Below are 25,177 nucleotides of genomic sequence, written 5' to 3' on the forward strand. Positions count from 1 at the left end.
AGATGTGTATAAGAGACAGGCACTGGTATTGCATCGCCAAGCTCGCAGCCTTCGGCAGCTCCTACGGATGCATGTCGAGCCCCCCTAAGGACGCACGTCGATCCCCTGTAGGAGCTGCCGAAGGCTGCGAGCTTTTGATCTAAATCCACGACCCGATAAAACCGACAACGGAGGTCATCCATGGCCCGTGTTTCCCTGCTGAGCCTGCCGCTGGCCGCTGCGCCACTTAACGGCCGTCTTTGGCCAACACTGGGCCAGCGCGTGTTGCCCTGGATAGTGCCCTTAAGCCTGTTCGCCCTGTGGTGGCTCGCCAGCCGCAATCACTGGATGAGCGAGCAGATTCTGCCGGCGCCTTCGCTGGTCTGGAGCAGTGCCATCGAACTTGCGCAGGGCGAACTGTGGAGCCACTTGTGGATCAGCCTGCAGCGCCTGTTCTGGGGCCTGCTCACCGGCATCACTGCCGGCGCTGCATTAGGTGCCGCGCTGGGATTCAGTCAACGTCTTGAGCGCTTGGTGTTCCCGACCTTCGCAGGTCTGGCACAAATCCCGACCCTGGCGTGGATCCCGCTGTTCATGGTGTTTTTCGGGATTGGCGAAGTACTGAAACTAGTGGTGCTGATCAAGGCCATCGTGGTGCCGGTGACGCTGCACACGCTGGTGGGTGTGCGTGATGCCCAACCCAAATTACGTGAAGCCGCTGCCGTGCTGCGGTTACCCCCTCGCCTACTGATCCGTCGTCTGGTGCTGCCTGCCGCACTGCCGGCATTCATGGCGGGCGTACGCCTGGCGCTGGCCGCCGGATGGACGTCATTGCTGGCGGTTGAATTGCTCGCCTCCAGTGAAGGCATTGGTTACCTGATGGTGTGGGCGCGGCAGTTGTTCATGCTCGACATTGTGTTTGTCTGCATGGTGGTGATTGGCCTGATTGGCGTGATCATGGATCGCGGGATCGGTCTGTTGGACAAGAAGCTGGTCCACTGGCCGCACCCGGCCACGGCGGAGATCCGCAGGGGTCCGAGGTATCAGGGCTGGCAACGTCTACAACCCTGGTTGCTGCCTTTTGCCCTAGTGGCCTTGTGGCAATTGACCACGGAACAACAGTGGGTCGACGCCAACATCCTGGTCAGTCCGCTGGCAGTTCTAGCCACAACCGTTAAGGGTTTGCTCGACGGTACGCTGATCAGCGGCATGGCCCTGAGCCTGGGTCGAACACTTGGCGGCCTGGTGCTGGGCGGCGGGCTGGGATTTGCGCTCGGTTTGCTGCTGGGCCTGTCGCGCAACAGCGAACGCGTGCTCGGCCCGACCCTCGCCGCGATCCGCCAGATTGCGATTTTCGCCTGGGTGCCGTTGCTCACCGCGTGGTTCGGTCTCGGGGAATTGGCCAAGTGGGTGTTTGTCGCCCTCGCCGCGTTTTTCCCGCTGTTTATCGCCACTCAACGCAGCGTCGCCAATCTCTCGCCACAACTCAATGAAGCCGCTCAAGTGCTGCGCCTGAACCTGCGCCAAAGCTTGCGTCGACTGATATTGCCGGGGGCTGCGCCGGGGATTTTCGCCGGGCTCAGACTGAGCCTGATTTACGCCTGGCTCGGCACCATCGGCGCTGAATACTTCATGCCGTCCAACGGCGGTATCGGCAGCCAGATGATCGGCGCACAGCAACTGCTGCGCATGGACCTGATCATGGCGGGCATGCTGCTGGTCGGCCTGACAGGTGCGCTGCTCAATCTCATTGGCCAACGCCTCGAAATACGCGCTACTCGCTGGAGACACGCATGAACGCACCGATTGTCAGCTTCAACAACGTGGGCAAAACCTTCGATGTCGACGGCGTCGAACTGGAGGCCATTGGCGAATTCAACCTGGACATTGCCGAGGGCGAATTTGTTGCCATCGTCGGTTCCAGCGGCTGCGGCAAATCCACGTTGCTCAGGCTCCTGGTGGGCCTCGACACGAAGTTCCGGGGGCAGATCAGCGTGGACGGAAAAGCCGTGACCGGCATCGGTGGCGAGCGCGGCATTGTCTTCCAGGAACATCGCCTGTTTCCGTGGTTGACGGTGGCCGACAACATCGGCCTCGGCCTGGTCAACGAACCACTGAGCACCGAACAGAAGCAAAAACGCATCAAAGACTTTATCGAGTTGGTGGGCCTGACCAATTTCACCCGCGCTTATCCGCATCAGCTGTCAGGCGGCATGGCACAGCGTGTGGCCATCGCCCGCGGACTGGTGGCCAGCCCGCGAATCCTGCTGCTGGACGAACCCTTCGGCGCCCTCGACGCGCTGACCCGCCAGCAGATGCAGGACGAGCTGTTGGCGATCCGCGCACGGGCCAAAATCACCACCATTCTGGTCACCCACGATGTCGAGGAAGCGATCTTCCTCGCTGACCGCGTAGTGGTGATGGAGCCTCGTCCCGGGCGGATCAAGCAAGTGGTCGACATCGCCCTGCCCCATCCGCGTCAGCGCAGCAGTTTCGACTTTCATCAACTGCGCGAAGAACTGCTTCACGAACTGACCAGCGACAGCCATTACCAACCGCCCGTGCCGGTGCAGGTACGTGACCTGCCGCTGTCCTTCATTGCCTGCTGAACAGGAGATTTTCGATGCCGCAACGTCCCAATTTTCTAGTGATCCTAGCCGATGACCTGGGCTTCTCTGACATCGGTGCCTTCGGCGGCGAGATCGCGACGCCGAACCTCGACGCCCTGGCCAGCAACGGCCTGCGCCTGACCGACTTTCATACAGCCCCCACCTGTTCGCCGACCCGTTCGATGTTGCTGACCGGCACCGACCATCACATCGCTGGCATTGGCACCATGGCCGAGGCGCTGACCCCGGACCTGATCGGCAAACCGGGCTACGAAGGCTATCTGAATGATCGAGTCGTGGCGCTGCCCGAGCTGCTGCGCGAGGCGGGTTACCAGACCTTGATGAGCGGCAAATGGCACTTGGGCCTGACCGCAGAGCTGGCGCCGCACGCACGGGGTTTCGAGCGCTCGTTTTCGCTGCTGCCCGGCGCCGCCAACCATTATGGCTTTGAACCGACCTACGACGAGCAAACCCCTGGCCTGCTGAAATCCACCCCGGCGTTGTACATCGAGGACGACACGTTCATCGACCAATTGCCGAAGGATTTCTATTCCTCCGATGCCTTCGGCGACAAGCTTCTGCAGTACCTCAAGGAACGTGACCAGACCCGGCCATTCTTTGCTTACCTGCCTTTTTCCGCGCCGCACTGGCCGCTGCAGGCACCGGTCGATGTGGTCGAGAAGTACCGCGGCCGCTATGACGCAGGTCCTGAAGTACTGCGCCTGGAACGTCTGGAAAAACTCAAGGCCCTGGGGTTGATTGAGCCGGATGTCGAGCCCCATCCGTTGATTGAGCTGAGCGCGCAATGGGATGCATTGAGCGATGAGCAACGACAGATCTCCGCACGGGCCATGGAGGTCTACGCGGCGATGGTCGAGCGCATGGACTGGAACATCGGACGCGTCGTCGACTACCTGCGCCAGCAAGGGCAGCTGGACAATACGTTCATCCTGTTCATGTCCGATAACGGTGCCGAAGGCGCGTTGCTGGAAGCGTTTCCAAAATTCGGTCCGGAGTTGCTGACTTATTTGAATCAGCATTACGACAACAGCCTGGACAATATCGGCCGTGCCAACTCCTACGTCTGGTACGGGCCGAATTGGGCGCAGACAGCCACTGCACCCTCGCGGCTGTTCAAGGCCTTCACCACTGAAGGGGGAATTCGAGTGCCGGCGCTGGTGCACTATCCGCAACTGCCACTCAAGGGCCAGATCAGTCATGGGTTTGGCACGGTGATGGACATCACGCCGACCATTCTCGACCTGGCTGGCGTTCGCCATCCCGGCAAGCGCTGGCGTGGCAAGTCAGTGGCAGAGGTTCGCGGCAAATCGTGGCTGGGATTTCTGTCGGGCGAGACCGCGCAGGTGCACGACGAGCACACGGTGACGGGATGGGAGTTGTTCGGGCGCCGGGCTATTCGGCAGGGGCAGTGGAAAGCGGTTTACATTCCGGGGCCGGTCGGGCCGGCGACCTGGCAGCTGTATGATTTGGGCAGTGATCCGGGGGAAATTCATGATTTGGCGTTGCTTCAGCCAGAGAAACTGAACGCCCTGATCGAGCATTGGCAGAAGTATGTCGATGAGACCGGGGTGATATTGAGTGAGTCGCCTTTCCAGCCGGACTGATTTGTTGCCTGACGCACCGCTATCGCTGGCAAGCCAGCGATGAGGGCTTCAGACCCGTAGACCCTCCACGGTTTGCCCCTGAACTTCTTCCTTGCGCACAAACCGGTTAGCCCGTTTGAACGTCCCGAAATCATTGAACCGCACCCCCATTTCGCGCATGACCTTATGCGCCACCGGCACCGTCATCTGGCGAATGTAGAAAGGCTCCTTCACCACAAAATGATGAACCCCGTGACTGCTGCCGAAGTTGAAGCAGAACGCCTGCATCGGCCACATCCACCAGGGATTCAGTACCTGGGTCTGCTGCATCACATTGCCCGGGTCCACATCGCCGTAGTAGTGCATGTTAGAGCTGACGAAGTGCAGGCAAAAAGTACGCAGCACATTCGGGCCGATGATCACCACCACGGCAATATCGATCACCTGCATCACTGACAACGTGGTGGCCGACCATTCAATGGGTGCGCCCATCAGATGTGCGACGCCATTGGCTGCATGAAACCCGAGAAACACGTACCAGGCGCCCCAGTGCACCAACGCCAGCGGCGCATACACTTTCAGCGTGCGCTTGATGATGCTGAATTTATGCGCCCAGGTTTTGGCCCGCAGCATGCGAATGAACGCCGACATGATGTTGTCGCCGATCATCAGGAATCGCGCGAAACCCCAAGGCTCGCCGTTGGTGATGGCACGCTCTTCCATATCGGTTTCCGTGCCGGACACCTTGTGGTGATTGAGGTGCAGGTGGCGACGGATCCATGGGTTGATCGTGCTCGGCCGCGCCAGCCACACCAGAGCCATCATCAGGTTGTGCGGGATGCGCTTCTTGCGAAAATACATGCTGTGGATCAGATCGTGTTCCAGTTCGTGGGTCAGTGAAGCGAAAAATGCGTTGAGCAGCAGGCACACCCACCAGGCCATATGACCGTTGATGTACAGCGCTGCAGAACCGATCATCCCAGCCAGCGCAAAGGCCAGAATCCCCGCGCCCAAGGCGTCTTGATGATTGAGAAGGGGGTAGCGCTGACGCAATTCAACGCCCTTGGCCAACACCACTTCGCGAATATGCGCTGATCGTTGGGATGCATTCAGTCGTTGGGGACTTGCAGAAGTACGGTCCATGCTTCCATCCTCTGGTTATTGATGTTCGCATCCTGCCTTGCGAACCCTCGCAAGGCGGTAGCCGTGAACGCCAACCTGTTGACCGGAAGCGCCAATCAGCATGACTGAACCGACCTCCCTCGCCAGTTGGACCCGTGCCCTGCGCAAGCAACTGGACGCATTGGGCCTCGACAGCACCGCCCTGTGTCACCAGGCGGGGCTCGACCCGCTGTGGATGGACGACCCTAACGCCCGTTATCCGTTGTCCGGCACCACGCGGCTGTGGGAACTTGCCGTGCAGGTCAGTGGGGACCCGGCGATCGGCCTGCGGGTTTCACGCTTTGTCAGCCCGACCACCTTTCACGCACTCGGGTACGCGCTGGTGGCCAGCGGTAGCTTGCGCGAAGTCTTCGAACGCATCGTGCGCTATCACCAAGTGGTCAGCGATGCCCTTGAACTCGAATTGACCCGTTGCGAGGATCGTTATCGCTTCCGCCTGAAAGTCCCGCCGGGCAGCCCGGCGCCGGCCTATGAAGCCATTGATGCCTTCACTGCGATTTATGTGCGTACCTGCCGTAACCGGCTGGGCCGCGAATACGCGCCGATGGCGGTGTACCTGCGGCGTCCGGAACCGGCTGATGCGCACCAATGGCACAAGGTTTTCCGCTCACCGGTGCACTTCGCCGCCGACGAGGACCGCCTGGAGTTTTCCCTGGTGGACTTTGAAAGTCATCTGGACGACGCCAACCCGGAGCTGGCCGAGCACAACGAAACCGTGCTCAAGCGCACCCTGGCGCAACTCAAGCCGCTGACCTGGGAACGCAAGGTCCGCGACGCCATAGAAGAACAACTGCCCGAAGGCGAGCCCAGCGCAGAACACATCGCCCACACGCTGCACTTGAGTTTGCGCAGCCTGCAGCGGCACCTGGCAGATGAAGGTTGCCGGTTTGACACGTTGCTCAACGAAAGCCGCGAGAACCTGGCGTTGTTGCACCTGCGGGACCCGCAATGCTCATTGAGCGAGATCAGCTACCTGCTGGGGTTTGCCGACACCAGCAGCTTCAGCCGCGCCTTCAAGCGCTGGACCGGGATGACACCGGGGCAGTTTCGCGATGGATTGCGGTGATGTTAACGCCCACGATCCCGGCGCAACAATTTGCGCACCCGCGCCACCAGGTCACTCACCTTGAAAGGCTTGAGCAAGTAGTCTTCTTCGTGCAGTTCCAGCCCTCGCAGGCGGTCTTCGATGCCGTCCCTGGTGGTGAGGAATAACACCGGCGTGTCGCCGAGTTTGCGGATCTGTTGCTGCAGCTGCCAGCCGTTGAGGCCCGGCAGCATGACGTCGAGGATGATCATCTCGTACGCGCCGGACTCGATGAAACGTCGGCCATCCATCCCGTTCAGCGCTACATCGACCGTATAGCCCGCTTCACCCAGGCCGTTGGCCAGGAGTTTGGCGGTCTCCGGCTCGTCTTCTACTAACAACACACGCATGGCACACCTCATTTGTCGTCGCTACAGGCTATGCGCGTTCGGGGACAAAACCCACTAAAAGATGACCGCCAATGCCCGCAGCCGCTCGGCATCGGTAATTTCTATCTCGCCGTACCTCAAGCTGACGACGCCCTGCCCTTCCAGCTCCTTGAGCAACTGGTTGGTCGTCTGGCGCGAGAGTGACAGCATCGACGCCAATTGCTCCTGTGGCAGGTGCAGCACACGACGTGGCGGATCGATTTCGCCATAGCTGTCGGCGATCATCAGCAAGCGGTGCGCCAGGCGTGCCGGGGCTGGCAGCAGGCTCAGCTGTTCGAGATTGATAAAAGTCAGGCGCAGTTTCTGGCTCATCAGCAATGCCAGTTGCCGCCAATGCAGTGGCTGCTCATCGAGCATCGCCAACAGCGCTGTCTGCGGGATATGCAGCAGGGTGCACTGGCCCAGGCCAAAAGCGTCATGGGTGCGCGCCTGCCCATCGAACAGGCAGATTTCACCGAACCAGTGCGGCGGCTCTACCAGACTCAACAGCGCTTCCTTGCCCTGCTCGTTAACTGCGCCGATGCGCACGGCACCCTCGAGCACCGCGTACAGCCCGCATGGCGGGTCACCACGTTTGAACAATCGCTGCCCCGCAGACAAGCGTCGCAGCCGGGCCGCTGCCAGCAGACTATCCTGTAGAGGAGCAGGCAGATGACTGAACCACTGACCGTTCATCAAGCGCGCACGCCAGACCTGCATGTCCATGAAAACTCCTCAAGATTGTCGCCTGGCTGACAGAGCAAAACATCCAACCGGTGGATGATCACTCACCCTACAGGAGGAATAACAATGAAAAAAAGCCTGGTTGACCACCTCAGTCAATATGCCGCTTATCACCGCGACCCGAGAAACATCGCCAGTCATTTCATCGGAATTCCGCTGATTGTGGTCGCGGTAGCGGTGTTGCTGTCCCGCCCGCAATGGGCTGGAGGCTGGCTTTCGCCGGCGGTGCTGGTGTCGCTGGCGTCGGCTTGGTTCTACCTGCGTCTGGAACTGCGTCTCGGGCTACTGATGACGATACTCCTGGGTTTGTGCGTCTGGGCCGGTCATGTGTTAGCCCAGCAAAGCACCCCGGTATGGCTGGCCAGCGGCATCGGCATGTTTGTGGTGGGTTGGGCGATCCAGTTCGTGGGGCATCACTATGAAGGACGTAAACCGGCCTTTGTCGATGATGTGACGGGGTTGATTGTCGGTCCGTTGTTTGTGGTGGCGGAGTTGGCGTTTCTGCTGGGGCTGCGACATGACCTGAAAGAGCAGATCGAGACGCGTGCGGGGGGTGTGCGTCTGCGTCAGAAAAACGCGGCGGCGTAGATCGCTTTCGCGAGCAAGCCCGCTCCCACAGTGGATGGGTGTTGAACACAAAACTTGTGACCAACCTCAAACCCTGTGGGAGCGGGCTTGCCCGCGATGCTTTTAGATGTTGGCGAGTTTCTGCCAGACCTTCGGCTTGAAGAACAGCGTCTCCCCCTTCGCCAACCCGGTCAGGCTGTCGTGGTCCTTGACCACTTCCGCTTCGATCAGCTCGCTCTGGCCTTCGACTTTCAGCGTCACCCGGGTCGTCGCACCCAGTGGGCGGATATCGCGCACTTCGGCCGCATGGTGATCCTCCAGCTCATGACGCGACAGCGACACTTCGTGAGGACGGAACAGCACGTGATTGTCTTCGCCCAGGTGCAACCGGTTCGAATCCCCCAGGAAGTGGTAGACGAAATCGCTGGCCGGGTTCTCGTAGACGTCACCCGGTGAGCCGATCTGTTCGATCACGCCCTTGTTCATCACCACGATGCGGTCGGCGACTTCCATGGCCTCTTCCTGGTCGTGGGTCACGAACACCGACGTCAGGTTGATATCCTCGTGCAGGCGCGCCAACCACCGCCGCAGTTCCTTGCGGACCTTGGCATCGAGGGCGCCGAACGGTTCGTCGAGCAGCAGGACTTTGGGCTCTACCGCCAGGGCGCGGGCCAGGGCAATACGCTGGCGCTGACCACCGGAAAGCTGTTCCGGATAACGATCCGAGAGCCAGTCCAGCTGCACCATGTTGAGCAATTCGTGAACCTTGACCGCGATCTGGCTTTCGCTCGGACGCTGGTTTTTCGGCTTCATGCGCAGGCCGAACGCGACGTTGTCGAACACCGTCATGTGGCGGAACAGCGCGTAATGCTGGAACACGAAGCCGACGTTACGATCACGCACGTCGTGGCCGGAAACGTCTTCACCGTGGAACACGATATTGCCCTGATCCGGCGTCTCCAGGCCTGCGATGATCCGCAGTAGCGTGGTCTTGCCGCAACCGGAGGGGCCGAGCAGCGCCACGAGCTCACCGCTCTGGATGTCCAGGCTGATGTTGTCCAGCGCCTTGAACGCGTTGAAATTCTTGCTGACGTTACGCACTTCGATCGACATGAATTATTCCTCCGCGGCGCTGGCGCGCAGGCGGTTAATACGATTTTCGCTCCACTGCTTCAGCAGCAGGATGAAGAGCGCCATGATCAGCAACAGGCTCGCTACCGCGAACGCGGCCACGTGGTTGTATTCGTTGTAGAGGATCTCGACATGCAACGGCAAGGTGTTGGTCACCCCGCGAATGTGCCCGGAGACCACCGACACCGCACCGAACTCACCCATGGCCCGTGCGGTACACAGCACCACGCCGTAGATCAGGCCCCACTTGATGTTGGGCACGGTGACGTGCCAGAACATCTGCCAACCATTGGCCCCCAGCAGCCTGGCGGCTTCTTCTTCCTGGGTGCCCTGTTCCTGCATCAGCGGGATCAGTTCCCGCGCCACGAATGGCACGGTGACAAAGATCGTCGCCAGCACGATGCCCGGCAAGGCGAAGACGATCTGGATGTCATGATCCTGCAGCCACGGCCCGAACAGCCCTTGGGCGCCGAACATCAGCACGTAGACCAGACCGGCGATCACTGGCGAGACCGAGAAAGGCAGGTCGATCAGGGTCACCAGCATGCTCTTGCCACGGAATGAGTACTTGCTCACGCACCACGCGGCGCTGACACCAAACACGACATTCAGGGGCACGGAGATCAATACGGCAATCAGGGTGAGCTTCAGCGCGGAGAGCGCATCAGGCTCGAAGATCGCGGTGAAGAATGCACCGATACCCATTTTCAAACCCTGGGAGACCACGATGATCAGCGGCAGCAACAGGAACAGGGCGAACACCAGCCAGCCGAGGCCGATCAGCACCCGACGGGAACTGGCACTGCCACGACGGGCAGCGTTCGAGGAAGCAGCAGCAATAGACGATTGGGACATGTGTGCGCCTCCTTATGGGGTTTCGATACGGCGTTGCAGCAGGTTGATCAGCAGCAACAGGACGAAGGAAACCACCAACATCAACACACCGATGGACGTGGCGCCGGTGTAATCGTACTGGTCGAGCTTGACCATGATCAGCAGCGGCAGGATTTCAGTTTTCATCGGCATGTTGCCGGCGATGAAAATCACCGAGCCGTATTCGCCAACCCCCCGGGCAAAGGCCAGGGCAAAGCCGGTCAGCCAGGCTGGCAACAGCGCTGGCACCAGGATATGGCGAAACACCTGCAGGGGTTTGGCACCCAGGCACGCCGCCGCTTCTTCGACTTCACGAGGGATATCGGCCAATACCGGCTGTACCGTACGTACCACGAATGGAAGCGTAACGAATGTCAGCGCGAGGGTGATACCCAGGGGGGTGTAGGCGATCTTGAAGCCCAAATCCGCCGCCAGCTGGCCAACCCAGCCGTTAGGCGCGTAGAGGGCAGTCAGCGCGATGCCGGCTACGGCGGTCGGCAAGGCGAAGGGCAAGTCGATCATCGCATCGATGATCTTGCGCCCCGGGAAGGTATAGCGCACCAGCACCCAGGCGAGCAGCGTGCCGATGATGCCGTTGATGATCGCGGCATAGAGCGCAGTGCCGAAGCTCAGCTTCAACGCCGCCAGCACTCGAGGCGCGGAGATGATTGCCCAGAACTGATCCCAGGTGAGTTGAGAGGCGTGCACGAACATCGCCGCCAGTGGAATGAGCACAATCAGGCTGAGGTACACCAAGGTGTAGCCCAGCGTCAGCCCGAAGCCGGGTATGACGGGGGAGATACGACGCGACATAAAAGTCCTTGGTTAAAAACGCATCAATGTGGGAGCGGGCTTGCTCGCGAAGAGGAAGAATCAGTCAACATCCCTGTCACTGAAATACCGCCTTCGCGAGCCAGCTCGCTCCCACATGTTGGGGCTCGTTTCGAGTGAGATTACTGCGCCTGATAGATCTGGTCGAACACCCCGCCATCATTAAAGAATTTCGGTTGGGCAGTTTTCCAGCCGCCGAAGTCTTTGTCGATGGTCACCAGCTCCAGTTTCGGGAACTGCTGGGCATACTTGGCGGCGACTTCCTTGTCACGTGGGCGATAGAAATTCTTCGCTGCAATTTCCTGGCCGGCCGGGCTGTACAGGTGCTTGAGGTAGGCTTCGGCGATCTGCTGGTTGCCCTTTTTCTCGGCGTTCTTGTCGACTACAGCCACTGGAGGTTCGGCCAGGATCGACAGCGAAGGCACGACGATCTCGAATTTGTCGGCGCCGCCATCTTCCTTCAGAGCCAGGAACGCTTCGTTTTCCCAAGCCAGCAACACGTCGCCCTGACCGTTGTTGACGAAAGTGATGGTCGAACCGCGAGCGCCGGTGTCCAACACAGGGACGTGCTTGAACAGCGTCTGCACATATTCCTTGGCCTTGGCTTCGTCACCGCCGTTGGCTTTGAGGCCATAAGCCCAGGCCGCGAGGAAGTTCCAGCGTGCGCCGCCGGAGGTCTTCGGGTTCGGGGTGATCACCGACACATCATTTTTAACCAGGTCGCCCCAGTCCTTGATGCCTTTCGGGTTGCCCTTGCGCACCAGGAACACGATGGTCGAAGTGTAAGGGGTGCTCGCCTCCGGCAGACGCTTCTGCCAGTCGGCTGGCAAGGTCTTGCCGAGCTTGGCAATTTCGTCGATGTCGCCGGCCAGTGCCAGGGTTACGACGTCGGCACGCAGGCCGTCGATGACCGCACGGCCCTGCTTGCCCGAGCCACCGTGGGACTGCTGGATTTTCACCGAATCGCCGGCGTGGTCTTTCTGCCAGAATTTGACGAATTCTGCGTTGTATTCCTGATACAGCTCGCGAGTGGGGTCGTACGACACGTTAAGGAGCTCGTAGTCCTTGGCAACCGCGGAACCAGCAAAAAGGGCACTGGCCAGGGCGGCCAAAGCGAAATGACGAATCGACGACATGGTGAAAGCTCCTGGAATTCTGATTGTGTTGGCTTTTTTTGATTTTATGGAATCGCGGTACGGCTCAAAGATCGTTCGGCCAAGTGCGTGATCATTGATCAGCCCGGCTTGTTGCCCGGCTGCTGCAGACGGAATTTTTCCTTGCGTTCGATCTGGACGACCTGAGCGTTGTGCACAGTGATTTCCACTGCCCCGAACCGCAGGTCGCGCAGTGCGCTCTGGATCTCGCGCAGGATGGTTGCTTCGTCCTGGCCGTCAACGCTACGTAGGGATGCGCTCATGGTGCTGCTCCTTCGACTGAGAGGTTGCCTGGCAGTGGCGGCACTGCTTGCGGCGTGAGACCAATAGTAGATAGGTGCGGATATTCTTAAAAAGACTATTTAAGAATGTTTATATAACCAGAAGTACTCATGACGAACACCGCCCATCCTCCGCCCCGTAGGAGCTGTCGAGTGAAACGAGGCTGCGATTGATGCTGCGCAATCTTTCAAGGGGACCACAAGAACGTCTAACCGATAAGCGGCGCCCGCGCCCAGTCGAGCTGCGCAGCAGGCATTGGTCGCGCGAACCAGTAGCCCTGGCCAAGATCGCAGTCGTGCTCGAGCAGGAAACTGGCCTGCTCGACCTGCTCGATCCCTTCGGCGTGCACCTGCATGCCCATGCTCTTGGCCAACGCGATAATCACCCGCACGATCGCCACGTCGTCGTCGTCCCACGGCAGCCCGGCAACGAAACCCTGGTCGATCTTGAGTTTCTGTACTGGCAAGCGCTTGAGCCGCAGCAAGGATGAATAGCCGGTGCCAAAATCATCGATCGCCAGGCGCACGCCCAGCTCACGCAAGCGATGCATCTGCTCCAGCGCCACTTCCGGGTCATCCATTACCGCGCTTTCTGTCACCTCCAGCTCCAGAAACGCCGGGTTGAGCCCTGTGTCGCGCAGCACCTGCGCCACCTGCTGGTACAGCTCACGACGGGCAAACAGCCGCGCAGACACATTCACCGCAACAAACGACAACACAACGCCGGACTGCTGCCATTGGCACATTTGCTGACACGCCTGCTGCATGACCCAGGCATCGATTTCCGCGATCAGGCCGGTACGCTCGGCGATGGGAATGAACTCGGCAGGCGAGACCAAACCCCGCAGAGGGTGCTCCCAGCGCACCAGCGCCTCGACGCCGATCAGGCGACTGGTCTTCAGGTCGTGGACCGGCTGGTAATACACCCGCAGCTCATCCTGCTCCAGCGCCCTGCGTAATTCGAACGCGGTCTCGACCCGCTGCTGGGCCTGGGCCGTCAGTTCTTCGGTATAAAGCGCATAGCTGTCGCGGCCTGCATTTTTCGCCTTGAACAAGGCCGCGTCCGCATTACGCAGCAACTGCGCGGCACTCAGGGCGTCGCTGGGAAACAGGCTGATGCCCACGCTGGCGTTGATGAACAGCTGATTGCCGTCGATCACGAAGGCTTCCTTGAAGCCGTCAATGATCCGCTGGGCCAGCGCCGCCGCATGGACCAGTTGCGGGCAACCTTCCGCCAGGACTGCAAATTCATCGCCCCCGAGGCGGGCCAGGGTAATGCCTGGCCCGAACATCGCCAGCAGCCGCTCGGCCACGGCCTTGAGCATCTGATCGCCCACGGTGTGACCGAGGCTGTCGTTGATCATCTTGAAGTGATCCAGGTCGATCACCAGCAGGGCGCAGCCGCGCTTGTGCACCTGTGCCGATGCCACGGCCTGTTCGGCGCGGTCGGTGAACAGCAGGCGATTGGGCAAGTCGGTCAATGGGTCGTGATGGGCGAGATGGGTCAGCTCATTCTCGGAGTTCTTGATTGCACTGATGTCGGAAAATACCGCCACGTATTGGCTGACCCGTCCATCATCGTCGCGAACGATACGGATCGTCTGCCACTGCGGGTAGATTTCCCCGCTTTTGCGCCGATTCCAGATTTCACCGCTCCACTCGCCAACACTGTTGAGCGTCTTGAACATGGCCTGGTAGAAGCTCGCCGGATGGCGACCGGATTTGAACAGGCTCGGTTGCTGGCCCATCACTTCTTCGCGCTGATAGCCGGTGATCTGCATAAACGCCCGGTTGACGTGAACGATCAATCCTTTGTCATTTGTGACCAGCACGCCTTCGCGGGTGCAATCGAACACGGCCGCCGCCTGACGCAGCCGCTCTCTATCCGCAGAACGCTCACGCAACTGCGCACCGATCCCAAGGCAGCGGAACAAACGCGTGCGGGCAATGAAAATAATGCCCGCGCTTAGAATCAGCCAGATGTAGCCGTTGATCGTTTGCCAATGCAACGCTTCGGCCGAATCATCGAAGAAACTGTTTAATGCAAAACCGCTGAGCGAAACCCAGAGGACGGAAAGCAGCAGATACAGCAGCGCTGCACGCAGGGCGTCGCGATAGGTGGCAGACATTCGGTCGTCCATGTCCCTCAAATGATTGGAATTATAGGGTAAAGAAACATCCAGCCACTCTTATCTGAAAGGGTGACTGGTTTTATCTGTGCGCTTGGTGATAATGCGAGGGCTGTTTTTTTCTTTATCGAGGGCCCTACAGCCTATGTGGTACGAAGGTTTTCTTGGCTTGTCGCCTTGGTCACTGGTGGCAGTCACCCTGCTGATGACCCACATCACAATCATCGGCGTCACTGTCTATCTGCATCGCTATTCAGCCCATCGCTCCCTTGAGCTCAATGCCGGCCTGAAACATTTCTTCCGCTTCTGGCTGTGGTTGACCACGGCGCAGAACACCCGTGAGTGGACCGCTATCCACCGCAAGCATCACGCCAAATGCGAAACCGGCGATGACCCGCACAGCCCCGTCGTCAAGGGCCTGTCCACCGTTTTGCGCAAAGGTGCGGAGCTGTATCGCGCCGAAGCGGAAAATCCGGAGACCCTGCGCATCTATGGCAAGAACTGCCCGGAAGACTGGATCGAACGTAACCTGTATAGCCGCTTTCCGCTACTGGGCGTGGCAATCATGGGTGTCATCGACGTGTTGCTGTTCGGCACCATCGGCATCACCATCTGGGCCATCCAGATGATGTGGATCCCTGTGTGGGCGGCCGGCGTGGTCAACGGCCTGGGCCATGCCATCGGTTATCGCAACTTCGAATGCCGCGATGCGGCCACCAACCTGGTGCCGTGGGGCATCCTGATTGGCGGCGAAGAACTGCACAACAACCACCACACCTACCCCAACTCGGCAAAACTGTCGGTGAAGAAATGGGAGTTCGACCTCGGCTGGGCCTGGATCCAGGTTTTCAGCTTCCTGCGCCTGGCCAAGGTTCAGCGGGTCGCGCCAATTGCCCATCGGGTTGAAGGCAAAGGCAACCTGGACATGGATACCGCCATGGCGATCCTCAACAATCGTTTCCAGATCATGGCCCAGTACCGCAAATTGGTCATCGCGCCCCTGGTCAAGCAAGAGCTGGAAAAGGTCGATCACTCCGTTCGCCACCAGTTTCACCGGGCCAAGCGTCTGTTGTCGCGTGAAACCAGCCTGCTGGATGACAAGCACCATGTGCGGATCCAGACCATGCTCGAGCACAGTCAGGCCCTGAAAGTCATTTACGAGAAGCGCCTGGCTTTGCAGCAGATCTGGGTCAAGACCAGTTCCAATGGTCACGACATGCTGGCAGCCATCAAGGAATGGATTCACGAGGCTGAAGCCAGCGGGATTCAGTCCCTGCGTGACTTCGCCGACCAGCTGAAAACCTACTCCTTGCGCCCCGCCAACGCCTGACCCCACGCAGAGCACCTCGCCCGAGGTGCTCCGCGACAGCAAGGCGCGCTCCTGTGGCGAGTATGCTTGCTCCCGCTCGCTTTTTGCGCAGCAAACGCCCCCTGAACAACCGCTGCACGCGATAAAACCCTTAGCTTACCGCCCGGCGGGTGCATCCCCCTGCTCTCCCTGCCCCGGGAACTTAGTTCCAAATCCCCTATCTCAAAAGCACTTCGCCACCCTGGCGGTCTTCGTTGCAGCCGCTGCCGAACTCGCGGCACGCTCTTTGAGATTAGTGTCGATGGTCGATAAAAACCCGCAGGATTCTTCCCCGCCGCAATGGCCAGAGGCCGCCCAGACCCTGATGGCGCTGATGCAGGCCCGAGGCGAGGTCGCGCGCTTGAGTGAACGCGAACAGCTGTTGAGCTCGCTGCTGGTGAGCGTCAATGCGGTGCTGTGGGCATTCAACTGGGAAACCCGCGAGGTGCTCTATGTCAGCCCGGCCTACGAACGAATTTTTGGGCGCCCCACCGACCCGTTGCTGGCCGACTACAACCAGTGGCGCGACAGCGTTTACCCGGATGACCTGGAAGAAGCCGAACGCAGCCTGGCCTCCGTGCTGGACAAAGGCTCGGTCGAAGACCGTGAGTATCGAATCGTTACCGCCGACGGCCAGGTACGCTGGCTGAGCGACAAGTGCTTTATCAACCGCCAGGGCGAGCCGGGCCAGCCTTTGATCATCGTCGGCATTGCTGAAGACATCACCGAAAAAAAGCACCTCGAAACCGAACTGCAACGCCTGGCCACTACCGACGAATTGACCGAAAGCAGCAACCGCCGGCATTTTTTTGAATGCGCCAACCACGAGTTCGAGCGGGCGCGAACCCAGGGCACCCCGCTGTCGTTCCTGATGCTGGATATCGATGATTTCAAGACCGTGAACGACACCTATGGCCACCAGGAAGGCGATAACGTGTTGCAACGCATCGCTGAGTGCGGTCGCGCCGCATTGCGTCGTGGTGACGTGTTCGGGCGCATCGGCGGAGAGGAGTTTGCGGCAGTGTTTCCAGGCTGTGAGCCCGGGGTGGCCATGCAGGTGGCCGAGCGCCTGCAACGGGAAATTCAACAACTGAGTTTCAGCCACGACAGCCGGACTTTCACCATCACCATCAGCCAGGGCCTGACCAGCCTCTTACCTGAGGATGAAAGTGTCGACAGCCTGTTCTCCCGGGCGGATGCCGCGATGTATGAAGCCAAGCGACAGGGCAAGAACCGGATCATCCCCGGCTGATTCGCCCCCCTGTAGGAGCTGCCGAGAGAAAAGAGGCTGCGATCTTTTGATTTGGGGCTAACCAAAGATCAGAAGATCGCAGCCTTCGGCAGCTCCTGCGGGGCGGGGGTGGCTATTTTTTGCGCAACCGCACCAACTCCGGCAGGCCGATCTGCAGCAACCTCGCCGTGCGCCCCTTGGCCAGCGCCTCAAGCCCCTCATCCTCGCCCAGGCCCGCCAGTTGAGCCGCCATGTTCATCACCAGCGCTTCGCGGGAATAAACCCCGCCACCGAGCTGATAGACCGCCGCGATCAGCTCTCGCAGCTGCAGCGGCAGGCGCCAGCGGGTGCGCAGCGCCGAACCGTAAGCGGCCGCAAATCCACTCAGCGCTTCGTCGACGTCAGCCAACTCGTCCAGCTCGCCGCCGGCCTGCTTCCATTCCTGCAAACAACGCAGCAAGGCCAGGTCACCCAGCCGATGCAGCATGCCCGCGCAATAACAGCGCTCCTGGTCCAGGTCGAGAAGACGGGCCAGGGTCCGCGCGTATTCGGCGGTATGCAGCGACAGGTCCCAATAACGCTCGGCGTAGTCAGCCAGGTACGGGTCGCTGAGCCGCGCGGTGCGCTTGAGGGTCAGCCCCAGAATCAGGTTCATGCTCTGCCCGCAGCCCAGGCGATGCAGGGCCTGGGCCAGGGTTTGCACGGCAGCGCCGCGGTGTTGGGCGGCGCTGTTGGCGGCAGCGATCAGCACGGCGGTAATCTGCGGATCGGTACGCGTTCCCTCTTCGAGGACGGTCAGGTCAAGCCCGCCGGGGTTGAGGCTGCGTTTGACCGCTACCTCCACATCGGTCATCAGTGGTGCACCGTCAGCCAGAGTCCGCCGGCGCTCCAGATACACCGCCAAGGTCATGCCCGCCGCCAGGGCCGGCACTTCACAAAAAACTTCCTGCCCGGCATCAAGCAGCAGATCCTGCAATCGCTGGGTCAGGTTTTCCATGTTCAACGGCTTGGTCAGGTAAGCCGTAGGTGCCAACGGTAAGGCTTCGCGCACGCTGGCGCTGTCATTGCGGCTGCTCATCAGAATGAACGGCAACGGCGGATTGCGCTTGCGCTGGCGAACGCTGCGCAACACATTCAAGCCATCCACACCAGGCAACTCCCAGTCGACGATCACCAGGTCGTAGGCGTTTTCCGCGAGTCGCGACAACGCGTCCTGGCCATCGGCACAGAGATCGATGCGAGCATCGCAGCGCACGTTCAGCAGTACTTGCTGGAGCAAATCCCGCGACCACGGATCCGCCTCGGCAATCAGCACTCGAGGTACAGCGGGTAACTCAACAGCTCTCATGCAAACAGGCTCCCCTCTCAATGCATGCACCATATTCAATGCAGGCCACAGGAAACAGCGCTGCGGGTTTCACGTACAAAAAAAACCCGCCTAGGCGGGTTTTTTTGTCGATCAGCTCACACTTTCATACGAGCACTGTAGATCAAAGCTCCGAGAAGCACTCTTCGATGATTGCCAGACCTTGGTCCAGTTGTTCATCCGGCGAAGTCAGGGGTACCAGTACGCGCAGAACGTTGCCGTAGGTGCCGCACGACAGCAGGATCAGGCCTTTGTCGCGAGCCTTGGCCACAACGGCGGCGACTGCCGGTGCGTTTGGCTTGTGGCTGTCACCGTCTACGAACAGCTCGACCGCGATCATCGCGCCAAGGGCACGTACTTCACCAATCACTGGATACTTGGACTGAATGGCTTTCAGGCCAGTGACCAGACGCTCGCCGACTGCCTTGCAGCGATCCAGCAGGTGCTCTTCTTCGAACACTTCCATCACTGCCAGCGCAGCAGCGCACGCGATCGGGCTACCGGCGTAGGTACCGCCCAGGCCGCCTGGAGCAATGGCGTCCATGTATTCAGCCTTACCGCACACACCCGCCAGCGGGAAGCCGCCAGCGATGGACTTGGCGAAGGTGGTCAGGTCGGCAGACACGCCCATCTGTTCCATGGCGAAGAACGTGCCGGTCCGGCCAGCGCCAGTCTGCACTTCGTCAGCGATCAGCAGGATGCCGTGCTGGTCGCACAGGGCGCGCAGACGCTTCATGAACTCTTTAGGCGCGACGTAGAAACCGCCTTCACCCTGAACCGGCTCGATGATGATCGCAGCGATGTCACGCGGCTCGGCGTCGTTCTTGAAAATGCGTTCGATGCTGGCGATCGAGTCGTCGACGCTCACGCCGTGCAGTTCATTAGGGTACAGCGCGCGGAAGATGCCGCCTGGCATCAGGCCCATGCCGGCCGAGTAAGGCACGACTTTACCGGTCAGGCCCAGGGTCATCATGGTGCGACCGTGGTAAGCGCCAGTGAACGCGATCACGCCGGCACGGCCAGTGGCGGCGCGGGCGATTTTCACGGCGTTCTCTACGGCTTCGGAACCGGTGGTCACCAGCAGGGTTTTCTTGGCGAAATCACCAGGCACCTTGGCGTTGATTTTTTCGCACAGCTCTACGTACGGTTCGTAGGCCAGCACCTGGAAGCAGGTGTGGGTCAGCTTGTTCAGCTGCGCGGTCACGGCGGCGATGATTTTCGGGTGCACGTGACCGGTGTTCAGTACTGCGATACCGCCGGCGAAGTCGATGAACTCGCGACCTTCAACGTCGGTAACGGTAGCGTTCTTCGCGGACTCGGCGAAGATCGGGTGAATCTGGCCAACACCGCGTGGTACAGCGGCTTCGCGGCGTTTCATCAAAGAAGCGTTAGTCTTGCTCATAAAGTCCTCATTCGCCGCTCATCGGGCGGCGTGGCTCAAGGAAAATGCGGCGGGGAGGCAACTACGGCAGCATGCGATGATCGACTGCCATAGCTTTCCCGGCCACAGAGAAAATTCCGGTTGAAACGCAGAAAGGGTCAGCGCTCTCGTGCCCTTTCCGCTTATTGCATTCCCGTCTGCCGCGCTTAGATGCCCAGGCAGAGGTATTTGATTTCCAGGTAATCTTCGATGCCGTACTTGGAGCCTTCACGGCCCAGGCCCGACGCCTTGATGCCACCAAACGGCGCGACTTCGTTGGAGATCAACCCGGTGTTGACGCCGACCATACCGTATTCCAGGGCTTCAGCCACACGGAATACACGGCCCAGGTCACGGGCATAGAAGTACGACGCCAGGCCGAACTCGGTGTCGTTGGACATCGCGATCACTTCGGCTTCGTCTTTGAAGCGGAACAGCGGCGCCAACGGGCCGAAGGTTTCTTCCTTGGCCACGGCTGCGTTGTTCGGCACGTTGGTCAGGATGGTCGGCTCGAAGAAGTTGCCTTCGATGGATTTGCCACCCGACAGCACGGTGGCGCCTTTGGCCACCGCGTCGGCAATGTGTTCCTTGACCTTGGCCACGGCTTTTTCATCGATCAGCGGGCCAGTGGTGGTGCCGTCTTCCAGACCGTTGCCGATCTTGAGTTTGGCCACAGCCACTTTCAGTTTTTCAGCGAACGCATCGTAGACCGAATCCTGAATGTACAGGCGGTTGGCGCAGACGCAGGTCTGGCCGTTGTTGCGGTACTTGGAAATGATCGCGCCTTCGACGGCCTTATCCAGGTCCGCGTCGTCGAACACGATGAACGGCGCGTTGCCACCCAGCTCAAGGGACACTTTCTTGATGTCCTTGGCGCATTCAGCCATCAACTGGCGACCGATTTCAGTCGAGCCGGTGAAGGACAACTTACGCACGATCGGGTTGCTGGTCAGCTCGCTGCCGATGTCGCCGGCGCTGCCGGAAACAACGCTGAACACGCCAGCAGGAATGCCGGCACGCTGGGCCAGCTCAGCCAGGGCGAACGCCGAGAACGGAGTCTGCGAAGCAGGCTTGAGCACCATGGTGCAACCGGCGGCCAGGGCCGGGCCGGCTTTACGGGTAATCATCGCGGCCGGGAAGTTCCACGGGGTAATTGCCGCGGTCACGCCGATGGGCTGCTTGATCACGATCAGGCGCTTGTCTGGCTGGTGGCCCGGAATCACGTCACCGTAGACGCGCTTGGCTTCTTCGGCGAACCACTCGATGAAGGAAGCCGCGTAGACGATTTCGCCCTTGGCTTCGGCCAATGGCTTGCCCTGTTCCAGGGTCATCAGGCGAGCCAGGTCGTCCTGGTTTTCGATGATCAGTTCGAACCAGCGACGCAGCTTGTTCGCACGGTCCTTGGCGGTCAGTGCACGCCAAGCCGGCAGCGCCTTGTCTGCGGCTTCGATTGCCCGGCGGGTTTCGGCAGCGCCCATTTTCGGCACGGTGCCCAGAATTTCGCCCGTTGCCGGGTTGTTGACCTTGATCGTCTGACCATTGTCCGCATCGACCCAAGCGCCATCGATGAAGGCTTGCTGGCGGAACAACTGGGTGTCTTTAAGCTGCATGTCGGCTTTCCTTAACAGCACCGCGCCGGGCGCGGAGCAAATTATGATTGTAGAAAGGCGCCTTATAGGCTGCCGTCAGGGAAATCATTCACCGGGCTGAAGCACATAAATAGCGCACGGATTGGACTCGCGCGGTTCAGCACCCAGACAAGAGCGTTTGAAATCTCAAACGAATCCTAGGATCAAAGGGGGTAAAGGACAATAGCCTGTTCGAAAAAAAGAACGAAAACCGCTCTTTTGCCCATTTTTTCTGATCAACGTGACAACCGTCCGTTCGGCGGCCAAAAAAACACAGGCGATTCAGCAGCATGGACGCCCGCAGCGCTTATGAGTATCATGGCGCCCGCTTGCACCAGTAGCTCAGCTGGATAGAGTACTGCCCTCCGAAGGCAGTGGTCGTGGGTTCGAATCCCGCCTGGTGCACCATAGTAGAAACGAAAAAGCCCCAGGCCTTAAGGTCTGGGGCTTTTTTTGTGGGTGGTGTCTCGACCTGAATCAGGTTTACTCCGCAGCTCCCTCACTCCGTAGTCCAATCAAACTCATCATATTCATCATCCCCCTCCTCATCCTCGAACACCCCATCATCAAGGTCATCCTCCTCCAAGGCCTGCTCCTCCTCCTGAGCCAACAGGAATTCCTTGCGGCTCTCGGTCACTGCCCGCCTTAGTTCCTCTCCCTTCACCGGGCAGTTGAGCATTTGGGCGATGCGGTCGATTTTTTTCGCCATGGCTTCCTCCAACGCATCGGCTATGGCCCGATAGTGCGCGCTTTCGGGGGTGGTTGCCAAATGGCGGACGGTTATCGGTGCTGGTTGTTCTGCAGTTCCTTGAGCCGGTCGTCGAGGTTTTCGTTGGGGAAACGTTGTTTCAGCGACTCTAACAACTTGTCCGCCGCTGGTTTCTGACCGGTTTCCTGCAGGCGTACCACCTCAAGCAACTGCTCATCCAGGCTCTTTGCCGGCGCCGCCATGCGTTTGCTGACTTTGGCTTCGTCGGCCATTTGCGCACGCATGGATTCACGCTGCGCAGGCGCGGCGAGTTCGGCCATCGGCGCTGCAGGTGCCGGGGCGGAGGCTTTGGGGGTTGGCGCGAAGTCGTAGACGGGCTCCTGCTCGGGACCGGGTTGTACCAGCGCCAGCATCAGCGCTACGCCGACCAGGCTGGCGAATGCGACTTGCCAGCGCGGCTTTTGGCAGGCTTGCGACCACCGCTGCCAGAGGCTTGCCTTGGGTGCCGTGGTTTCTCGATGCGCTGCGGCGAGGATGAACGCATCCAGGTGTGCCGGTGGCTCGTCGGTAGACTGTTCACGAAAGTGTTTCACCACTTCCTCTTCAGGTGCTTTACGGGCGTCAGTCATGTCAGTACCTCCTCGGCCAGCAGCCGACGCAGTTTTTGCTGGGCGTAACGCAAGCGACTCTTGACGGTTTCCAGCGGTGTTTCAGTGAGGGTGGCGATCTGTGGCAAGTCGAGATCGCCGTGGGCACGCAGCAGGAACACTTCGCGCTGGTCCGCCGGCAGGGCTTGCAGGGCGGTTTCCAGGCGCTGGGTGTCGCGGCTCAAGCTCAGTAATTGCGCGGGGTCGGCGGCGTCATCAGGCAAGGCGTGGACCTGTTCGTCATAGCTGTCGTGCAAAGGGTTACGAATTCCGTGTTTGCGCCAGTGGTCGATCAGTCGATTGCGGGCAATCTGGTACAACCATGTACGAAAATTCGCCCGGCCTTGTGGCTGGCTGGTGCTGCGGATCAGGCTCAGCCAGGTGTCCTGGTACACCTCTTCGGCCAGCTCGGCTTTACCGCTGAGGCCAAGAAGGAATCGGTACAGTCCCTGGCGGTGGCGGGCGTACAGGATCTCGAACGCCACGCTGTCGCCTGAGCGGTAGCGGGCCAGCAGCGATTCGTCGCTGCTGGTGGCCGAGCTTGGGGGCGGGGCAGTCATGTCAGTGGGTCTCTTGGATCATTGCCTGATGTTCGGTGGTTTGCAGGCTTTGCGCCAGCTCGACCAACTGCACGAACTCCGCTCGCAGGCCAAACCGGTCTTCGCCCCGGGCGCCACGGGCCAGTGCCTCAGTGTCTTTCAGACTGAAGCTGGCGGTATAGCGCCCGTCCTTCAGCTGCTGGGAAAAAGCTGCCACGGCTGCGGCGAAGCGCAGATCGTCAGAGGCGGCTGCGGCTTGGCCTGCAACGATCGGGCGTTCAATCAAGCGACTATTCCCACCTTCCGGCAGCTGATAACGCACGCGCAGCATGGCCATTTCCGTTGTCTTGGTGGCATCAATGCTGGCGGCCTGGCTGTAGCGCAGCGGCTCCAGCCAACCCTTCTCCCCCTTTGGAACAATTTCGTACAGGGCGGTTACCGTATGGCCTGCGCCGATTTCGCCAGCGTCGACCTTGTCGTTGCTGAAATCTTCGCGTTTCAAGGCGCGATTTTCATAGCCCAACAGGCGGTACTCGCTGACCTGGGCCGGATTAAATTCCACTTGCAGCTTTACGTTTTTCGCGACGACCGCGAGGGTTGAACCGAGCTGGTCCACCAGGACCTTGCGCGCCTCGCGCAGGTTGTCGATATAGGCGTAGTTGCCATCGCCCGCGTCGGCCAGTTGCTCCATCAGGTGTTCATTGTAGTTATCCACTCCGAAACCCATTGTGGTCAGGGAAATACCGGTCTTGCGCTTGTCCGCCGCCATTTGCTTGAGGCTGTCGAAGTCGCTGATGCCGACGTTGAAGTCGCCGTCCGTGGCCAGCAGGATGCGGTTGATACCTTTTGCAATGAACGCCTGCCCTGCCAACTGGTAGGCCAGTTCGATGCCTGATGCGCCAGCGGTCGAGCCGCCCGCCGATAACTGATCGATGGCTGTTCGAATTTTAGCTTTTTCCCGTCCGGAAGTTGGCTCCAGCACCACACGAGATTCACCGGCGTATACCACCAGTGACACGCGATCCTGATCGCGCAGTTGATCGACCAGCAGTTTCAGCGTGCTCTTGACCAGCGGCAGGCCTTCGCGGCGGTCCATCGACCCGGAGACGTCGACCAGGAAGACCAGGTTCGCCGGGGCCAGGTCAGCCACTGCGTGGTCCGAGGCCCTAATGCCGATGCGCAGCAACCGGGTGTGCGCATTCCAGGGAGTTGGCGCCAGCTCCGTGGTCACGCCAAAGGGCGAGCCGTCGGTGGGTAAGGCGTAGTCGTAGGGAAAGTAGTTGACCATTTCTTCCAGGCGCACCGCTCCTTCGGGCGGCAGGCGCCCCTGGTTGAGCAAGCGCCGGACATTGGCGTAGGCGCCGGTATCGACGTCGGCACTGAAGGTTGAGACCGGCGTTTGAGCCACGCTGTGGATCGGGTTATCGGCCAGCGCCTGATACTGCTCGCGCTGCTGGTCCTGGTAGCCCGCAGGGGATGCTTCTGGCATTGGCGCAAAAGTCGCCAGCGGCGCTGCTCGCACAGTGCGCTTGGCCGCGGAAGCATCGCCAATGACCAAGGCTTCGGTCTTCAACTCAGCCTGCGCGGGTGCTGAGGCAATCGAAGCGGAGTCTGGCGTGGACGAGACACCGCAACCGGCCATCGCCAGCAGCAGGCCCGCGGCGAAACCATGGGCGGCCGGGCGGAGGAAATGCAGAGGGAGGGACATGGGGGCTGACCTCAAGGAAGATGATCCATTCATCCTTTGAGACGG

General features: G+C 60.1%; 23 protein-coding genes and 1 tRNA gene. 8 read left to right on the forward strand and 16 right to left on the reverse strand.

Going from position 1 to position 25,177, the window contains the following annotated elements; translation table 11 throughout:
- The first annotated feature begins 180 nt into the window (after nucleotides 1-180).
- Genes UB23_RS11625 through UB23_RS11635 form a run of 3 tightly spaced genes read left to right on the forward strand, consistent with a single transcriptional unit; the run spans nucleotide 181 to nucleotide 4,213 of the window.
- Complete coding sequence (locus UB23_RS11625) at nucleotides 181-1,776, forward strand: ABC transporter permease (RefSeq protein ID WP_045059461.1); 1,596 nt, start codon at nucleotides 181-183, stop codon at nucleotides 1,774-1,776.
- Nucleotides 1,773-2,588 carry an ABC transporter ATP-binding protein gene (locus UB23_RS11630; RefSeq protein ID WP_045059462.1) on the forward strand — a complete coding sequence of 272 codons (816 nt, stop codon included), beginning with the start codon at nucleotides 1,773-1,775 and terminating at the stop codon, nucleotides 2,586-2,588. The genes UB23_RS11625 and UB23_RS11630 overlap by 4 nt, the downstream gene beginning before the upstream one ends.
- A gap of 14 nt (nucleotides 2,589-2,602) precedes the next feature.
- Entirely contained in the window at nucleotides 2,603-4,213 is a 1,611-nt protein-coding gene (locus UB23_RS11635) for an arylsulfatase (protein WP_045059463.1), read from the forward strand.
- 48 nt (nucleotides 4,214-4,261) lie between these two features.
- Here the strand turns inward: UB23_RS11635 and UB23_RS11640 are convergent, their stop codons facing one another.
- Nucleotides 4,262-5,335 (reverse strand): fatty acid desaturase, encoded by a 1,074-nt coding sequence (locus UB23_RS11640; RefSeq protein WP_045059464.1) that lies wholly within the window; start codon nucleotides 5,333-5,335, stop codon nucleotides 4,262-4,264.
- A gap of 100 nt (nucleotides 5,336-5,435) precedes the next feature.
- Here UB23_RS11640 and UB23_RS11645 point away from each other — a divergent pair, with 100 nt between their 5' ends.
- A complete protein-coding gene (locus UB23_RS11645; RefSeq protein ID WP_045059465.1) occupies nucleotides 5,436-6,440 on the forward strand; it encodes an AraC family transcriptional regulator in 1,005 nt (334 codons plus the stop codon).
- Nucleotides 6,441-6,442: 2 nt separating this feature from the next.
- Here UB23_RS11645 and UB23_RS11650 read toward each other — a convergent pair whose 3' ends face one another.
- Nucleotides 6,443-6,808, reverse strand: a complete 366-nt coding sequence (locus tag UB23_RS11650) for a response regulator (RefSeq protein WP_045059466.1) — start codon at nucleotides 6,806-6,808, stop codon at nucleotides 6,443-6,445.
- Nucleotides 6,809-6,862: 54 nt separating this feature from the next.
- Nucleotides 6,863-7,552 carry a Crp/Fnr family transcriptional regulator gene (locus UB23_RS11655; RefSeq protein ID WP_045059467.1) on the reverse strand — a complete coding sequence of 230 codons (690 nt, stop codon included), beginning with the start codon at nucleotides 7,550-7,552 and terminating at the stop codon, nucleotides 6,863-6,865.
- An 84-nt stretch (nucleotides 7,553-7,636) separates the two neighbouring features.
- Between UB23_RS11655 and UB23_RS11660 the strand changes: the two genes are divergently transcribed.
- Nucleotides 7,637-8,158 carry an Mpo1 family 2-hydroxy fatty acid dioxygenase gene (locus UB23_RS11660; RefSeq protein ID WP_045059468.1) on the forward strand — a complete coding sequence of 174 codons (522 nt, stop codon included), beginning with the start codon at nucleotides 7,637-7,639 and terminating at the stop codon, nucleotides 8,156-8,158.
- A gap of 102 nt (nucleotides 8,159-8,260) precedes the next feature.
- Here UB23_RS11660 and UB23_RS11665 read toward each other — a convergent pair whose 3' ends face one another.
- The 6 genes from UB23_RS11665 to dibA all read right to left on the reverse strand — a co-directional run bounded on the left by UB23_RS11665 (nucleotide 8,261) and on the right by dibA (nucleotide 14,536).
- The gene (locus tag UB23_RS11665) at nucleotides 8,261-9,250 is read right to left on the reverse strand and encodes a sulfate/molybdate ABC transporter ATP-binding protein (RefSeq protein ID WP_045059469.1); all 990 of its coding nucleotides are present in this window, start codon (nucleotides 9,248-9,250) and stop codon (nucleotides 8,261-8,263) included.
- Between the two features lie 3 nt (nucleotides 9,251-9,253).
- Nucleotides 9,254-10,123 carry a sulfate ABC transporter permease subunit CysW gene (gene cysW / locus UB23_RS11670; protein ID WP_045059470.1) on the reverse strand — a complete coding sequence of 290 codons (870 nt, stop codon included), beginning with the start codon at nucleotides 10,121-10,123 and terminating at the stop codon, nucleotides 9,254-9,256.
- 12 nt (nucleotides 10,124-10,135) lie between these two features.
- Nucleotides 10,136-10,954, reverse strand: coding sequence for a sulfate ABC transporter permease subunit CysT (cysT, locus tag UB23_RS11675; RefSeq protein WP_045059471.1), 819 nt, complete (start codon nucleotides 10,952-10,954; stop codon nucleotides 10,136-10,138).
- Between the two features lie 140 nt (nucleotides 10,955-11,094).
- Entirely contained in the window at nucleotides 11,095-12,108 is a 1,014-nt protein-coding gene (locus tag UB23_RS11680) for a sulfate ABC transporter substrate-binding protein (RefSeq protein ID WP_045059472.1), read from the reverse strand.
- Between the two features lie 98 nt (nucleotides 12,109-12,206).
- Nucleotides 12,207-12,389 carry a sulfur starvation response protein OscA gene (oscA, locus tag UB23_RS11685; protein ID WP_007975618.1) on the reverse strand — a complete coding sequence of 61 codons (183 nt, stop codon included), beginning with the start codon at nucleotides 12,387-12,389 and terminating at the stop codon, nucleotides 12,207-12,209.
- A 227-nt stretch (nucleotides 12,390-12,616) separates the two neighbouring features.
- A complete protein-coding gene (gene dibA, locus UB23_RS11690; RefSeq protein ID WP_045059473.1) occupies nucleotides 12,617-14,536 on the reverse strand; it encodes a phosphodiesterase DibA in 1,920 nt (639 codons plus the stop codon).
- Nucleotides 14,537-14,681: 145 nt separating this feature from the next.
- Here dibA and desA point away from each other — a divergent pair, with 145 nt between their 5' ends.
- Nucleotides 14,682-15,866 carry a delta-9 fatty acid desaturase DesA gene (gene desA, locus UB23_RS11695; RefSeq protein ID WP_045059474.1) on the forward strand — a complete coding sequence of 395 codons (1,185 nt, stop codon included), beginning with the start codon at nucleotides 14,682-14,684 and terminating at the stop codon, nucleotides 15,864-15,866.
- Between the two features lie 280 nt (nucleotides 15,867-16,146).
- Nucleotides 16,147-17,136 carry a GGDEF domain-containing protein gene (locus tag UB23_RS11700; RefSeq protein WP_045059475.1) on the forward strand — a complete coding sequence of 330 codons (990 nt, stop codon included), beginning with the start codon at nucleotides 16,147-16,149 and terminating at the stop codon, nucleotides 17,134-17,136.
- A gap of 112 nt (nucleotides 17,137-17,248) precedes the next feature.
- Here the strand turns inward: UB23_RS11700 and UB23_RS11705 are convergent, their stop codons facing one another.
- The 3 genes from UB23_RS11705 to gabD all read right to left on the reverse strand — a co-directional run bounded on the left by UB23_RS11705 (nucleotide 17,249) and on the right by gabD (nucleotide 21,511).
- Nucleotides 17,249-18,463 carry an HDOD domain-containing protein gene (locus UB23_RS11705; protein ID WP_045059476.1) on the reverse strand — a complete coding sequence of 405 codons (1,215 nt, stop codon included), beginning with the start codon at nucleotides 18,461-18,463 and terminating at the stop codon, nucleotides 17,249-17,251.
- A gap of 142 nt (nucleotides 18,464-18,605) precedes the next feature.
- Nucleotides 18,606-19,883, reverse strand: a complete 1,278-nt coding sequence (gene gabT / locus UB23_RS11710; RefSeq protein ID WP_045059477.1) for a 4-aminobutyrate--2-oxoglutarate transaminase — start codon at nucleotides 19,881-19,883, stop codon at nucleotides 18,606-18,608.
- A gap of 185 nt (nucleotides 19,884-20,068) precedes the next feature.
- Nucleotides 20,069-21,511, reverse strand: coding sequence for an NADP-dependent succinate-semialdehyde dehydrogenase (gene gabD / locus UB23_RS11715; RefSeq protein WP_045059478.1), 1,443 nt, complete (start codon nucleotides 21,509-21,511; stop codon nucleotides 20,069-20,071).
- A 349-nt stretch (nucleotides 21,512-21,860) separates the two neighbouring features.
- Between gabD and UB23_RS11720 the strand changes: the two genes are divergently transcribed.
- Nucleotides 21,861-21,937 (forward strand) — tRNA-Arg (locus UB23_RS11720).
- A gap of 91 nt (nucleotides 21,938-22,028) precedes the next feature.
- Here UB23_RS11720 and UB23_RS11725 read toward each other — a convergent pair.
- From UB23_RS11725 to UB23_RS11740, 4 genes are read right to left on the reverse strand one after another with little or no spacing between them, the layout of a single operon-like run.
- Complete coding sequence (locus tag UB23_RS11725; protein WP_236695853.1) at nucleotides 22,029-22,298, reverse strand: hypothetical protein; 270 nt, start codon at nucleotides 22,296-22,298, stop codon at nucleotides 22,029-22,031.
- An 11-nt stretch (nucleotides 22,299-22,309) separates the two neighbouring features.
- Nucleotides 22,310-22,867 carry a hypothetical protein gene (locus UB23_RS11730; protein WP_045059480.1) on the reverse strand — a complete coding sequence of 186 codons (558 nt, stop codon included), beginning with the start codon at nucleotides 22,865-22,867 and terminating at the stop codon, nucleotides 22,310-22,312.
- Nucleotides 22,864-23,445: an RNA polymerase sigma factor gene (locus tag UB23_RS11735; protein ID WP_045059481.1), complete on the reverse strand. Its 582-nt coding sequence runs from the start codon at nucleotides 23,443-23,445 to the stop codon at nucleotides 22,864-22,866. Before UB23_RS11735 ends, UB23_RS11730 begins: the two co-directional genes overlap by 4 nt.
- Nucleotide 23,446: 1 nt before the next feature.
- A complete protein-coding gene (locus UB23_RS11740) occupies nucleotides 23,447-25,132 on the reverse strand; it encodes a vWA domain-containing protein (protein WP_045059482.1) in 1,686 nt (561 codons plus the stop codon).
- Nucleotides 25,133-25,177 lie beyond the last annotated feature (45 nt).

Source organism: Pseudomonas sp. ES3-33, assembly GCF_000952175.1.
In the GTDB taxonomy this organism is placed as follows: Bacteria; Pseudomonadota; Gammaproteobacteria; order Pseudomonadales; family Pseudomonadaceae; genus Aquipseudomonas; species Aquipseudomonas gregormendelii.